Consider the following 12610-nt stretch of genomic DNA (forward strand, 5'->3'; position numbering starts at 1 on the left):
CGTTGCTGCCACTGGCCGACAGCAACGACGCTTTCCTGCCACAGCGGTGCGGCTCAGGACCCCGCGGACAGCTTCCCCGCCACCTGCGCGAGCCGCGTCCCCTGGACCCGGGCGGCGCCGAGCGCGTCGTCGTCGGGGGCCGCGGACTTCTTCGCCACCCAGGACGCGCCGTAGGGGTTCCCGGTGGACATCAGCGACGGGTCGGCCGCGTAGCCGAGGGGCATGATCAGCGTGCCCCAGTGGTAGAAGGTCATGTTCATCGCCACGGTCGTCGTCTCGAGCCCGCCGTGCCCGGTGGAGGCCGAGGTGAACGACGTGCCGACCTTGTCCGCGAGCTTGCCCTGGGCCCAGAGCCCGCCGGTGGTGTCGAGGAACGCCTTGAGCTGCTCGGCCGCGCCGCCGAACCGGGTCGGGCTGCCGAGGGCGATCCCGTCGGCCCACTCGAGGTCGTCCAGGGAGGCGACCGTGTCGTACGGGTTGTCGTCCACCCACGCCTTCCACCGGCGGTTGGCCTCGATCGCCTCGCGCGGGGCGCGCTCGGCCACCGGCCGCACCCGGACCTCCGCCCCCGCACCCCGGGCGCCCTCCGCGAGCGCCTCGGCGAGCGCGGCGACGTTGCCGGTGGCGGAGTAGAAGACGACGGCGATGTTGGCCACGGGGCCCTCCTGGACGACGGGGATGTCCTGATCACCCTCTCGCGCACGCCCGCGCGCGGCACACTGGACCGGTGGCGGTGACGAACGGCCTGACGACGGGCTCCGCGCGGACGGTGTCCGACCCGCCCGCCGAGACGTTGCGCGGCCTCGTGCTGCTCCACCGGCGGATCTCCGGGCTCGCCGCGGCCGACGACGGGCCCGCCGCCGTGACGCGCCTGCTCGCCGACCAGCTCGGCGCGGTCGCCGCGGTGGTCGGCGCCGACGAGTCCCGCCCGGTGCTCGCCGCCTCCGCGCCGGGGGTGGACGACGCCCGCGCCGCGACGGTGCTCCGTGCCGAGCTCGCCGAGCCCCGGTGGGCCCGGGTGCTCGACGCGGCGCGGCGTGGCGCGCGGGCGATGCGGGTGCCGGGCCGCGGGACGTGGGTGCGGGTCGTCGTGCCGGTCGAGGTCGCGGGGGAGACCGCGGCGGTGCTGATCGCCGAGGAGGACCCGGCCGACCGCTCCCGCCCCGCCGCCCTGGACGGCAGCGCCGCCGACGACGTCCTGCTCCTCGCCGCCGAACACGCCGCGACGATCGTCGGCGTGCTCCTCGGCCGCGAGCGGGTGCTCGCCGCGGCCGCCGGGCAGGTGCGCGACGACCTGCTCTCCGGGCTCCTGCTCGGCCGCGCCCGCTCGACGGGCGAGGCGGCGCAGTGGGCCGAGCACCTCGGCCTCGACGTCCCCGGCGCCCGCGTGATGGCCCTCGTTCCCGACGACGGGGCGGTGGCGGGTCTGCTCGCGGCAGCCCGCGAGCGGCTCGGCCGGCTGGTCCCCGACGTCCTCGCCGTCCTGCGCGACAGCGAACTCGTCGCGGTCGTCCCCGCGGGCGTCGACCCCGACGACCTGGCGGCCCGGCTCGCCTCGGGCCTCGTCCGCGGCGGGGGCCGCTGGCCGGTGACGGTCGGGCTCGGGCGGGCCGTCGCCGACCTCGCGGGGCTCGCCCGCTCCTACGACCAGGCCCGCCGCACGGTGGAGGCCGCCCGCCGGCTCGGCCGGGAGGGCCGTCTCGTGCGCTTCGAGGACCTCGGCGTGCACCGGCTGCTGCTCCAGGTCCCCGACCCGGAGGACGCCCGGACGTTCGCCCGCGAGGTCCTGGGCCGGCTGGTCGACGACCCGTCGGGCCGCGCGGGCGAGCTGGTCCGCACCCTCGCGCGCTACTTCCGGGAGGACGGCAGCCCGCAGCGCACCGCCCGGGCGCTCTCCGTGCACCCGAACACCATCGGCTACCGGCTGCGGCGCGCCGAGGAGCTCTCCGGGCTCGTGCTGGACCACTACTCCGACCGGCTCGCCGCGCAGGTCGCCCTGGAGATCCTCGGCTACATGGACGACGGGGCCGACGCCACCGACGGGACCGGCCGCCGATGACCTTCGCCGACGCCCTCGCCGCCGGGACCCTGCTCGGCGACGGGGCCATGGGCACCCTTGCGCAGGCCACCGGCGCCCGCGCCGAGGGTGCGGTGAGCGAGCTCGTCCTGCTGGCCCCGGAGCTGGTGGGCGCCCTGCACCGGCGCTACCTCGACGTCGGCGCCGACGTGATCCAGACCCACACCTACGGTGCGAGCCGGTTGCGGCTGGCCCGGCACGGCCTGGCGCGCCAGGTCGGGGAGATCAACGTGGCGGCCGCGCGGCTCGCCCGGGAGGCGCGGGACGAGGCGGGCCGACCGGCCTTCGTCGCCGGGTCGATCTCGCCGGCGACCTCCCCGCGGATCGCCGGCCCGGTCGAGGCCGCCGCGGTGCGCGCCGCCCTGCGGGAGCAGGCCGACGCACTCGCCGAGGGCGGCGTCGACGTGCTGGTGTGCGAGACCTTCGCCCACGCCGAGGAACTGGCCGAGGCCGTGGAGGCCGTGCGGGCGGCGACGGACCTCCCGGTGATCGCCCAGGCCACCTTCATCGAGGAGGACGGCGGGCCCGTGACGACCCACGGGGAGACCCCCGAGGACGTCGCCCGTGTGGTCGGGGCGCTCGGACCGGTCGCCCTGGGCTCCAACTGCACCCTCGGCCCGCAGGGCCTGCTCACCGTAGTCCGCCGCCTGGCCGCCGCGGTACCCGACGGGATCGCGGTGACGGCGCTGCCCAACGCCGGCCTGCCGCACGTGGTGTCCGACCGCAGCGTCCGCTTCGCCTCCGACGCGGCCCACTTCGGCCGCTACGCCGCGCGCTACGTCGCGGCCGGGGCCCGGCTGGTCGGCGGCTGCTGCGGCACCACCCCCGCCCACGTGGCCGCGGCTGCTGCGGAACTCGCGCGCGGTCCCGTCGTCGACGAGCCGCCGGCGCTCCCGATCGTGCGTGGCGTCCCGCTCCGTGGCGACGACGTGGCGTTCCTGCCACTGGATGACAGCAACGACGTTTCCCTGCCACAGGGGGCGGGACTGCCACGGGGAGAGGGAGCGGCGGTCGGGGCAGGGCGGGAGGGCCCCGGCCGCGGCGCGGTCGCCCGGTGGCTCGACGCGCCCCGACGGACCCCGCTGCTCGTCGCGGAGGTGACCGGGCCGGGGGCCGACGACCTCGACGTCCACGTCGCGCGCGGCCGCGCCGCGCTGGCGGCGGGCGCCGCGGCGCTGTGGGCGGGGCGGGAGCGGGCCCGGCGGCGGCGGACCACGACGGCGGGGGTGGCCGCCGGGGTGCACGAGGCCCTCGACGTGGACGTCGCGCTCACGGTGACCAGCTGGAACACGAGCCGGATGGCGTTGCAGGCCGACCTGCTCGGCCTCGACGCGCTCGGGCTGCACACGATCGTCACCGAGACCGGCAACCCGCCCGTCCACGCCGACCGGGCGGTGCGCGACGGCGTGTGGGAGGTCGACGCGGTGGGCCTGGTCGGGCTGGCCGCGTCCCTGACGGCCGGGGTGGACGCCGACGGTGCCCGCCTCGCGCCGACGCCGTTCCGGGTCGGGGTGCGCGTGACGTCCGGGACCGACGACCTCGACCGCGAGATGCACCGGGTGCGTCTCAAGGTCGAGGCCGGCGCGGAGTTCCTGGTGACCCGCCCGGTCTACGAGCTCGACCGGCTCCGCCGCGTGCTGGCGGGGGCCGGGGTCGACGTCCCCGTCCTGCTCTCGCTCGCGCCGCTCTCGGGGTTCGCCGAGGCGGAGCACCTGCGCCACGAGGTCCCCGACGTCGTCCTGCCCGACGCCGTCCTCGCCCGCGTCCGCGCGGCCGGCGAGGACCCCGCCCCCGGCCTGGACCTCGCGGCCGAGCTGGCCGCCGAGGCCCTGGCCGAGGGGCTGGTCCACGGCCTCGTCGTGCGGCGCCCCGGCCCGCCCGAGCTGCTCGCCGAGGCGGTCACGCGACTCGGCGCGGTCCTCCGCGCGTCCGCCGGTCAGCTGGGTCGGCGGTAGCTCCCGACGACGGGCGCGAGCTCGGCCGGGGTCGAGGCGTGCATGATCACGCCGTCGAGGCCCAGGTCGAACTGGGCCGCGACGGCCTTCGCGCACTGCTCGGGACTGCCGGTGGCGGCCGCGGCGAGCCAGTCGTCGGGAAGGAGCGTCCCGAGGTGCTCGATCTCCGCGCGCGTCGCGACGATGTCCGCCCACCCGCCGAGCCCGGTGACGACGGGGTCGGCCCGGAAGCGTGCGAGGACGGCGGGGTCCCAGTCGTTGGTCCGGACCATGAGGTCGCCGTAGACCTGCAGGTAGGTCGCGAGGCGGGCCACGGTCCGCTTCAGACGGACCTCCTCGGGCAGATGGTCGGGCACCGTCGCGAAGCAGGACCACACCGCGACCGACGCCGGGTCGCGACCGGCCCGCTCGGCCGCGCGGGTACCTGGAGGGCTCGTCGACGACGGGCGGGGAGACGGTCGCGACGGGCGTCGGCGCCGGGCCGGGGGTGGCGTCCGGGGTGGTCGTCACCGACCCCGACGACGCCCTGGACGCCGAGGGCCCGGTGGTGCTCGTGCGGCCGTTCACGGCCCCGGACGACGTGCCCGCGATGTATGCCTCGGTCGCGGTGGTCACCGAGCACGGCGGCACGACCTCGCACGCCGCGCTGGTCGCGCGGGAGGCCGGGCTGCCGTGCGTCGTGGGCTGCGGGGACGGGGTGGTCGCCGCGCTGCAGGGACGGACGGTGACCGTCGACGGGACGCGCGGCGTGGTGCTGGACGGCGACGTCACCGGTGAGGCGGGTCCGCGCGCGACCGCCGCGTGGGAGTCCACCCTGCTGGAGTGGACCGGCGCGGCGACGCCGGCGGACCTGCCCGACCGGCTCGGGACGAGCTAGACGGCGACGGGGCGCGGGGTGGTGCTGTGCACCGCCGCGCGCAGCCGGGCGACGGTCTCGCGCAGGTAGGTGACCTCACGGGTCAGCGACTCGACGGTCTCCCCGGCGAAGTCGTAGGCCATCTCCTCCGGCATGACCACGACCCCGCAGCAGGGGCAGGTCGCGGGGGTCGTCATGAGGTCCACTCCTGGGGTGCGTCTGGTGCGTCGAACCGTGTGCACCGTCCAGTTTCCTGACGACGGAGCGGCCCGGCACTGTCGCGCGCACCAGCGTTGCCGGGGCCGATTTTGTGGTCGACCACAGCGTGCGTCCGGTCAGCCCAGCAGCAGGCTCCGCCACTGCTCCACCCGGTCGTCGGCCAGGCCGGCGGCCCGCGCGACCTCCCGGGCGCCGTCGCCGTCGAGCCGGTCGAGAACGCCCAGGAGGTGCTCGCGGGTGACCCCGATGTCGCCGGCCGGGACGACGCCGGGCCGCAGGAGCGGCCGCCGTTCCAGCCGCCGCTGCAGGCCGATCCGGCGGGCGTTGGTGCGGGTGAAGTCGGCGTCTACCGCGGCGCGCGTGACGCCCGCGAGCCGGAGCAGGACCGCGACCGACACCCCGGTGCGGTCCTTCCCCGCCGCGCAGTGCACGAGCACCGGGTGCGGCCCGTCGAGCACGGCGTCGAACAGCGTCGGCAGCCAGTTCGGCGCGGCGTCGAGGAGCGCCAGGTAGAGCTGGTCGGTGGGGAGCCGGTCGTTCTCGTCCCGCGCGAGGACCGTCGGGTCCAGGGCGTCGATCATCGACAGGTGCACCCACCGCGTGCCGGCGAGCGGGTACGGGTGGTCGAGCTCCCGTTCGCTGCGCAGGTCGACCGCCACCCCGGGCGGCCAGGCGAGCCCCTCCGGCCAGCCCGGCGACCCCGGTCCGTCCTCGGCGAACGGGGCGTCGCCGCGCAGCAGGATGCCCGGCCGGGTGCGCCGGCCGTCGACGGTCGGCAGGCCGGCCACGTCGCGGATGTTGTGGGTGGGCGGACCGGGCGGGACGTGCGCGAGGACGTCGCGGCGGTTCGCGGATTCCCGACGGAGACGGCGGATGCGGTTGAGGGGGTTCCTCACGCCCGCATCCTCACAGGCCCGGTGTTCCGACGGTGATCCGGATGATCGCCGGCGTCCTGAACGAACGGCACTCTCGCGCACATAGATGCTGCGAACGTGCCGCTCGCTCGGTCGGAACCCGCCCCGACCCGGCGTCGGGACGGCTCAGACGGAGAAGCCGAACGGGAGTTCCAGGCGGTGCCGGGCGAGGAGGTCCGGGTCGGCGAGGAGCTCGCGGGTCGGGCCGTCGGCGACGACGACGCCCTCGTCGATCACCACCGAGCGGGGGCAGAGCTGCAGGGCGTAGGGCAGGTCGTGGGTGACCATGAGCATCGTCCGCCCGAGCCCGAGCAGGACCTCCGCGAGCTCCCGGCGGGCGACCGGGTCGAGGTTCGACGACGGCTCGTCGAGCACGAGGATCTCGGGATCGCAGGCGAGGACCGTGGCGAGGGCGACCCGTCGTCGTTGGCCGCCGGAGAGGTGCATGGGGGAGCGGTCGGCGAGGTCGGGGACGCCCACCGCGTCGAGCGCGGTCTTCACCCGCAGGGACAGCTCGGGCTCGACGACGCCGAAGTTGGCCGGCCCGAAGGCGACGTCGTCGGCGACGGTGGGCATGAAGAGCTGGTCGTCGGGGTCCTGGAAGACCACACCGACCCGGCGCCGGATCTCCTGCAGGTACGGCTTCGCCACCTCGAGCCCACCGACACGCACCGTCCCCGCACCCGCGCGGTGCACGCCGTTGAGGTGCAGGACGAGCGTGGTCTTGCCCGCCCCGTTCGGACCGAGCAGCGCGACGCGTTCGCCGCGCTCGATGCGCAGGTCGACCCCGAAGAGCGCCTGGTGGCCGTCGGGGTAGGCGAACGCCAGCCCCTCGACCTCCAGCGACGGGGGGTTCACGCATACCCCGCCGTCGCGAGGACCACGGCCGCGGCGGCCGGGACGAGGGCGACGGTCCAGGTCCGGCGGCCGGTCGCGGCCTCTCCGAGCAGGGGCATGGACCCCGTGTACCCGCGCGCGAGCATCGCCAGGTGCACGCGTTCCCCGCGCTCGTAGGAGCGCAGGAAGAGCGTGCCGATCCCGCGGATCGTCGGCCCGATCTGCCAGAGGAAGCGGGGGTCGTGCCCCCGGGCGACGCGGGCCAGGCGCATCCGCCGGGCCTCGTCGGCGATGACCTCGAGGTAGCGGACCATCAGCGTGGCGATCGTGGTGATCATCCCGGGCACGCGCAGGCGGGACAGGCCGGCGAGCAGGTCGCGCACCGGCGTCGTCATGCCGAGCGTCACCGAGATCAGCACCCCGAGCGTGCCCTTGACCAGGATGTTCCACCCCGCGAGCAGGCCGTCGACCGACAGCGAGAGGCCGAGGAACTCGGTGCGGGGACCGGTCGCGAAGAACGGCAGGAGCACCGCGAGCACCACGAACGGCGCTTCGATGAGCGACCGCGCCGCGATCGCCGCGACCGGGAGCCGGGCCGTCACCCAGATCGCGCCGAGCAGCAGGAGGTGCGCCCCGAACACCCAGAACGCCTCGCGGGGCGTGGCGACGACCGCGACCACCATGACGAACGCGGCGACGATCTTGACGTGGGCCGGCAGCCGGTGGACGACGCTGTCGCCGGCGTGGTGGAGGGTGTGTGCGTGCCCGGCCCCCATCAGGGGCCCGACCGGCGCCGCAGCACCCAGAACAGGCCTCCGGCGACGACGAGCGTGGCGATCACCCCGACCACCCCGGCGACGCCGGTGAGGGTGTCGTCCCCGCCGACCGCGTAGTCGGCGAACGGGCTCTCCGCGGTGGCGTGGTCGCCGGCGTTCTGCGCGATGCACTGCCCCTGCAGACTGCCCTCGGTCTCGCTGCACCCGGTCTGCGTGACCGCGTCCAGGCCGTCGGGCGAGCCCGACGCGAGGTAGGACGCGCCGCCGGCGAGCAGGAGTGCGACGAGGAGGAAGCCGCCCAGGAACGCGACGTAGCGGCGGTTGCGCAGTGGTGTGCTCATCGCGCCGACTCCTTGATCGTCAGGGTGGTGCGCTCGCCGCGCAGCAGGTACACCAGGTCGGGCCGGACGGCCGCCACCGCGCCCACGGTGAGCGCCGTGATGACGCCCTCGCCGATGCCGATCAGCGCGTGGAAGCCGGCCATCAGCCCGAACACCGTGCCGAGCGCGAGCCCCTGGCCGCCGAGGGCGTACTCGAGGACGAAGCCCATCGAGGCCACGACGGTGTTCACCCACGCCGCGACGAACGCCGTGAGCAGCAACCCGGCCCGCGACCGCCGGGCCAGCGGGCGCATCGCGACGGCCACCGCGAAGCCGACGAAGGTGCCGATGAGCGCCATGTTGGTGATGTTCGTGCCGAGCGCGGAGAGCCCGCCGTCGGCGAAGAGCAGGGCCTGCAGCACCAGCACGATCGCGACGCACAGCGCGCCGACGTACGGCCCCACCAGGATCGCGGTGAGAGCCCCGCCCAGGAGGTGGCCGCTGACGCCCGGCAGCACCGGGAAGTTCAGCATCTGCACCGCGAACACGAACGCGGCGACCAGCCCGGCGAGGGGGGCGGTGCGGTCGTCCAGGTCGCGGCGGGCGCGCGCGACGCAGACCGCGAGGCCCACGATCGCGACGACGCCGAAGGCCAGCGACACCGGGGCGTTCACGATGCCGTCGCTCATGTGCATCGCGACCACGTCGGTCGTCATGCGTGCTCCTCACCCGTTCGTCATGTCCGGGTGAAGAGTGTCGCAACGGCGTGCTTGTCGCACTAGTCCTGCGACAACCCCATCCTGGCCGTTCGGAGGGTGGCGTCCGCCCCGAGCAGGGTGTGCACCGCGGCGACGAACCCGTCGACGTCGCGGTAACCGAACACGGCCCGTTGCATGACGAAGCCCGGGATGACGGCCATGACGACATGGGCCCCGGTCTCCGGTGGAAGCGCCGACGGGATCAGTCCGGCGTCCTGGCCGCGGCGCAGCCCCGTCGCGACCCGCTCGCGTAACGCCAGGAACCCCCCGCGGACGCGGTCCTGCAGCACCCCCGGGCGGGTCGCCTCGCCCCACGCCTGCACCCCGCAGAGCACGAGTTCGTCCAGATCGATCTCGGACCCGTCCGGGAGCCGTGCCGTCTCCGCGGCGAAGGTCCCGACGACGGCTGTCACCAGGTCGGCGACGGACGGGGCGGCGGTCCCGCGCACCGCGTCGTCCAGGCGGCCGGTGAGGATCGAGAACGCCTGCCCGGCCACCTCGAGCACGACGTCGTCCTTGCTCGGGTAGTAGCGGTAGAAGGCGCCGGTCGACAGCCCGGCCTCCTTCGCGATGTCGGGCATCGACGTCTGGTGGAAGCCGTCGCGGGCGAAGCACCGGCGCGCGGCGCCCAGGATGCGCCGCCGGTTCTCCTCGCGGCGTTCGTCGGTGATGCGGGGCACGCCCGGTCCACCTTCCGTGAATGCTCGTTCGCCTTGACTCCGGCCCGGTCGGGGACCACCATAGTGAAAGCTCGTTCACGGTGGCGCTCGAGGAGGCGGTCATGGAACGGACGACCTGTTGCGTGGTGGGCGGCGGCCCGGCCGGGATGGTGCTCGGTCTGCTGCTCGCGCGGGCCGGCGTGGAGGTCACGGTGCTCGAGAAGCACGGTGACTTCCTGCGCGACTTCCGCGGCGACACCGTGCACACCTCGACGCTGACCCTGCTCGACGAGCTCGGCCTGTGGCCCCGCTTCGACGCGCTGCCCTACCGGGCGCTGACCCGGGTCCGGCTCCGGCTCGACGAGGGCGAGGTGACGATCGGCGACATGTCGCGGCTGGACGCCCCACATCCGATGGTGGCGATGACGCCGCAGTGGCACCTGCTCGACATGCTCGCCACCGCGGCGCGGGAGGAACCCACGTTCACGCTGCGGATGCACACCGAGGTGGCCGGGCTCGTCCGTACCGGAGGCCGGGTCACGGGTGTGCGGCTCGGGGACGGCTCGGTGCTCGAGGCCGACCTGGTCGTCGCCTGCGACGGCCGGGACTCGCGCGTCCGCGCGGAGTCGGGGCTGCCCCTGCACCGCTACGACGTGCCCATCGACGTCGAGTGGTTCCGGGTCCCGAGGCACCCCGATGATCCCGACGGCGGGTTGGGCCGGGTCCGGCGCGGGCGGTTCCTGGTCATGCTCGACCGCGGCGACTACTTCCAGTGCGCGCTCGTGGTCTCCAAGGGCGACGACGCGCGGCTGCGTGCCGGGTCGGTCCAGGTGCTGCGCGACGTCCTGACGGGGATGAACCCGTGGATGACCGGCCGTCTCGACGCCATGACGTGGGACGACGTCAAGCTCCTCGAGGTCTCGCTGGACCGGCTGACGCGCTGGTCGGCGCCGGGCGTGCTGTGCATCGGGGACGCGGCGCACGCGATGTCGCCGATCGGCGGGGTCGGCATCAACCTCGCGGTGCAGGACGCGGTCGCGGCGGCCCGCCTGCTGGCCCACCCGCTGCTGGCGCACGACCCCGAGGCCGTGGATCGGGCGGGGCGCGCCGTGCAGCGCCGCCGCACACCGCCGACGGTGGTCACCCAGACCGCGCAGGACCTCGCCCACCGGCGGGTCGTCGCTCCCGTCCTCGACGCCGGGCCGGGCGACGGCGAGGACGCGGTCCCGCTCCCGTTCCGGCTGGCGCAGCGGTTCCCGGTGCTGCAGTGGGTGCCGGCGCGGGCCGTCGGGATCGGGGTGCTGCCCGAGCACGCGCCGGACTTCGCGCGGCGCCCGCCGTTGCCGCTGGTGGCCCCGGCGTCGTGACGCCCCTTCCCACCTGGCGGCGAAGCGTCGTTGCTGTCGTCCGGTGACAGCAACGACGCTTTCCTGTCGTGGGGGTGGCGGTCAGCCGGCGAGCATGAAGAACTCGAGCGCGTTGCCGTCGGGGTCCTTGACCGACAGCGCGAGCCCGTAGTCGGCCTCGACGATGCCGGAGTGCTCGATGCCGACGCTGTCGAGGTGCTCGCGCCAGGCGGTGACCGCATCGCTGTCGGCACAGCCGAACCCGACGTGGTCGAGCCCGACGCGGGCCGGGTCGAACCGGTCGTCGGAAGAGACCCCGTCGTGCTGGGTGAGGCCGAAGAGCTGGCCGTCGGCGAGGGCGAACACCCGACGGCGGAACGGCCCGTCGGACAGGGTCATGGCGGGCTCGGCGCCGAACAGCTTCGAGTAGAACGGTTCGCTGACCGACAGGTCGCGGACCGACATGGCGACGTGGTGCACGGCGGGGATCGGAGGCATACCCGTGGCCTGCCCGGTTGCGCGCAATCCCATGCGCGCCCGGCCATGCCGGACGGATTCCCGACGGCGGGTCGGGTCCGGTCAGGCCGCCACCGGGAAGCGCCGTGGACCGCGCAGGACCGTCGCGGTCTTCGGCACGGTCCGGCCGACCGTCCGCAGCCCCGGCAGCCGCTCCGCGAGCATCCGCAGCGCGACCTCGCCCTCGAGCCGGGCCAGCGCGGCGCCGAGGCAGTAGTGCGCCCCGCCGGAGAACGCCAGGTGCGGGCTCGTCTGCTCGCGGGCGATGTCGAACCGGTCCGGGTCGGGGTGGGCCTCCGGATCCCGTCCGGCCGCCGCGAGCAGCACGAGGAGCCCGGAGTCGCAGCGCAGCGGGACGCCGTCGAGCTCGAGGTCCTCGTGCGCGATGCGGGCCGTCAGCTGCACCGGCGGGTCGTAGCGCAGCGTCTCCTCGACCGCGCCGGCCGCCAGACCGGGCTCGGCGACCAGCGCCTCCCACTGCCCGGGGGTCGTCTGCATCGCCCGGACCGCGTTCCCGACGAGGTTGGTGGTCGTCTCGAAGCCCGCGACCAGCAGCAGCTGGGCGAGCGACACGAGCTCGTCGATCGTCATCCGGCCCTCGTCGAGCGCCCCGACCAGCTGGGAGACGACGTCCTCGCCGGGGTCGACCCGTCGTCGGGACACCAGCGACTCGAAGAGCGCCCGGGCCTCCGTCGTCGTGCGGGCCAGCTCGTGGGCGTGGGCGACCGACCGGACGCCGTCCAGCGCGCCGCCCAGGGCGCGACCCCACGCCGTGAAGCGCTCCGTGTCGACCTCGGGAATGGCGAGCAGCCGGGCGATCACGGTGATCGGGAGCGGGGCGGCGAGGTCGCGCACGAGGTCGAAGCGCCCCCGGGCGACGGCCCGGTCGAGGAGGTCGGCGGTGATCGTCTCCGCGATCTCGCGGTAGCGCTCCAGACGCCGCGGCGCGAACGTCGGCTGGGCGAGGCGGCGCAGGCGGGTGTGGTCGGGCGCGTCGAGGTTGAGCAGGGACAGGTCGATCGGCTCGAGCAGCGACGGACCCTCCTCGGGCGCGAACGGGGCACGGCCGTCGGCGAGGCGCACCCCGAAGCGACGGTCCCGCAGCACCTGTTCGCACAGCTCGTGGGTGGCGACCGCACTGATCCCGGTGCGGCTGCGGAGCACCCGACGCGGGGTCCGTACCGTCGCGTAGGTGGGATAGGGGTCCCGCCGCCACGGCTTGTGCATCAGTCGGGCGACCGGATCGCCCCGCAGGGCCAGGGCCAGCCCACCCGCGCGCATCGCCGCGATGCGGCTGCCGAGGGCAAGATCGTCACGGAGGGTCACTGCTCTCCTCGCGATGCGTCGCGTGTCACGTGGCCGGGCCGGACGGTCCGG

The 12610-nt window shown here is 75.4% G+C and carries 15 protein-coding genes; 4 read left to right on the top strand and 11 right to left on the bottom strand.

Going from position 1 to position 12610, the window contains the following annotated elements; translation table 11 throughout:
• Positions 1-53: 53 nt before the first annotated feature.
• A complete protein-coding gene (gene wrbA, locus BJ983_RS25290; protein WP_179796337.1) occupies positions 54-656 on the bottom strand; it encodes an NAD(P)H:quinone oxidoreductase in 603 nt (200 codons plus the stop codon).
• Between the two features lie 71 nt (positions 657-727).
• Between wrbA and BJ983_RS25295 the strand changes: the two genes are divergently transcribed.
• Positions 728-2059, top strand: coding sequence for a helix-turn-helix domain-containing protein (locus tag BJ983_RS25295; RefSeq protein WP_179796338.1), 1332 nt, complete (start codon positions 728-730; stop codon positions 2057-2059).
• Complete coding sequence (locus tag BJ983_RS25300) at positions 2056-4032, top strand: homocysteine S-methyltransferase family protein (RefSeq protein ID WP_179796339.1); 1977 nt, start codon at positions 2056-2058, stop codon at positions 4030-4032. Before BJ983_RS25295 ends, BJ983_RS25300 begins: the two co-directional genes overlap by 4 nt.
• Here BJ983_RS25300 and BJ983_RS25305 read toward each other — a convergent pair.
• Positions 4014-4388 carry an LLM class oxidoreductase gene (locus BJ983_RS25305; RefSeq protein ID WP_218890470.1) on the bottom strand — a complete coding sequence of 125 codons (375 nt, stop codon included), beginning with the start codon at positions 4386-4388 and terminating at the stop codon, positions 4014-4016. The two genes, BJ983_RS25300 and BJ983_RS25305, sit on opposite strands and share 19 nt — an antisense overlap.
• Positions 4389-4531: 143 nt before the next feature.
• On the opposite strand from BJ983_RS25305, the gene BJ983_RS31215 reads away from it, so the two are divergent.
• Positions 4532-4909 (top strand): PEP-utilizing enzyme, encoded by a 378-nt coding sequence (locus BJ983_RS31215; protein WP_343054353.1) that lies wholly within the window; start codon positions 4532-4534, stop codon positions 4907-4909.
• Here the strand turns inward: BJ983_RS31215 and BJ983_RS25315 are convergent.
• From BJ983_RS25315 to BJ983_RS25345, 7 genes are all read right to left on the bottom strand, one after another.
• Positions 4906-5085: a hypothetical protein gene (locus BJ983_RS25315; protein ID WP_179796340.1), complete on the bottom strand. Its 180-nt coding sequence runs from the start codon at positions 5083-5085 to the stop codon at positions 4906-4908. The two genes, BJ983_RS31215 and BJ983_RS25315, sit on opposite strands and share 4 nt — an antisense overlap.
• Before the next feature lie 138 nt (positions 5086-5223).
• A complete protein-coding gene (locus BJ983_RS25320) occupies positions 5224-6003 on the bottom strand; it encodes a tyrosine-protein phosphatase (protein ID WP_179796341.1) in 780 nt (259 codons plus the stop codon).
• 144 nt (positions 6004-6147) lie between these two features.
• The gene (locus BJ983_RS25325; RefSeq protein WP_179796342.1) at positions 6148-6879 is read right to left on the bottom strand and encodes an ATP-binding cassette domain-containing protein; all 732 of its coding nucleotides are present in this window, start codon (positions 6877-6879) and stop codon (positions 6148-6150) included.
• On the bottom strand, positions 6876-7634 hold the full coding sequence (gene cbiQ / locus BJ983_RS25330; protein ID WP_179796343.1) for a cobalt ECF transporter T component CbiQ: 759 nt from the start codon (positions 7632-7634) through the stop codon (positions 6876-6878). The genes BJ983_RS25325 and cbiQ overlap by 4 nt, the downstream gene beginning before the upstream one ends.
• Entirely contained in the window at positions 7634-7975 is a 342-nt protein-coding gene (locus BJ983_RS25335) for a PDGLE domain-containing protein (protein WP_179796344.1), read from the bottom strand. Before BJ983_RS25335 ends, cbiQ begins: the two co-directional genes overlap by 1 nt.
• A complete protein-coding gene (locus BJ983_RS25340; protein ID WP_179796345.1) occupies positions 7972-8670 on the bottom strand; it encodes an energy-coupling factor ABC transporter permease in 699 nt (232 codons plus the stop codon). The genes BJ983_RS25335 and BJ983_RS25340 overlap by 4 nt, the downstream gene beginning before the upstream one ends.
• A gap of 62 nt (positions 8671-8732) precedes the next feature.
• A complete protein-coding gene (locus BJ983_RS25345) occupies positions 8733-9392 on the bottom strand; it encodes a TetR family transcriptional regulator (RefSeq protein ID WP_179796346.1) in 660 nt (219 codons plus the stop codon).
• A 101-nt stretch (positions 9393-9493) separates the two neighbouring features.
• On the opposite strand from BJ983_RS25345, the gene BJ983_RS25350 reads away from it, so the two are divergent.
• On the top strand, positions 9494-10738 hold the full coding sequence (locus BJ983_RS25350) for an FAD-dependent oxidoreductase (protein ID WP_179796347.1): 1245 nt from the start codon (positions 9494-9496) through the stop codon (positions 10736-10738).
• Between the two features lie 81 nt (positions 10739-10819).
• Here BJ983_RS25350 and BJ983_RS25355 read toward each other — a convergent pair whose 3' ends face one another.
• Entirely contained in the window at positions 10820-11215 is a 396-nt protein-coding gene (locus BJ983_RS25355; RefSeq protein ID WP_179796348.1) for a VOC family protein, read from the bottom strand.
• Positions 11216-11296: 81 nt separating this feature from the next.
• Positions 11297-12559, bottom strand: coding sequence for a cytochrome P450 (locus BJ983_RS25360; protein ID WP_179796349.1), 1263 nt, complete (start codon positions 12557-12559; stop codon positions 11297-11299).
• Positions 12560-12610 lie beyond the last annotated feature (51 nt).

It is taken from the genome of Actinomycetospora corticicola (assembly GCF_013409505.1).
In the GTDB taxonomy this organism is placed as follows: Bacteria; Actinomycetota; Actinomycetes; order Mycobacteriales; family Pseudonocardiaceae; genus Actinomycetospora; species Actinomycetospora corticicola.

What these genes read in the sequence shown, in the direction of transcription:
- BJ983_RS25300 (WP_179796339.1), top strand. Translation starts at nt 2,056, where the DNA reads ATGACCTTCGCCGACGCCCTCGCCGCCGGGACCCTGCTCGGCGACGGG.
- cbiQ (WP_179796343.1), bottom strand. Translation starts at nt 7,634, where the DNA reads ATGGGGGCCGGGCACGCACACACCCTCCACCACGCCGGCGACAGCGTC.
- BJ983_RS25350 (WP_179796347.1), top strand. Translation starts at nt 9,494, where the DNA reads ATGGAACGGACGACCTGTTGCGTGGTGGGCGGCGGCCCGGCCGGGATG.
- BJ983_RS25315 (WP_179796340.1), bottom strand. Translation starts at nt 5,085, where the DNA reads ATGACGACCCCCGCGACCTGCCCCTGCTGCGGGGTCGTGGTCATGCCG.
- BJ983_RS25335 (WP_179796344.1), bottom strand. Translation starts at nt 7,975, where the DNA reads ATGAGCACACCACTGCGCAACCGCCGCTACGTCGCGTTCCTGGGCGGC.
- BJ983_RS25340 (WP_179796345.1), bottom strand. Translation starts at nt 8,670, where the DNA reads ATGACGACCGACGTGGTCGCGATGCACATGAGCGACGGCATCGTGAAC.
- BJ983_RS25355 (WP_179796348.1), bottom strand. Translation starts at nt 11,215, where the DNA reads ATGCCTCCGATCCCCGCCGTGCACCACGTCGCCATGTCGGTCCGCGAC.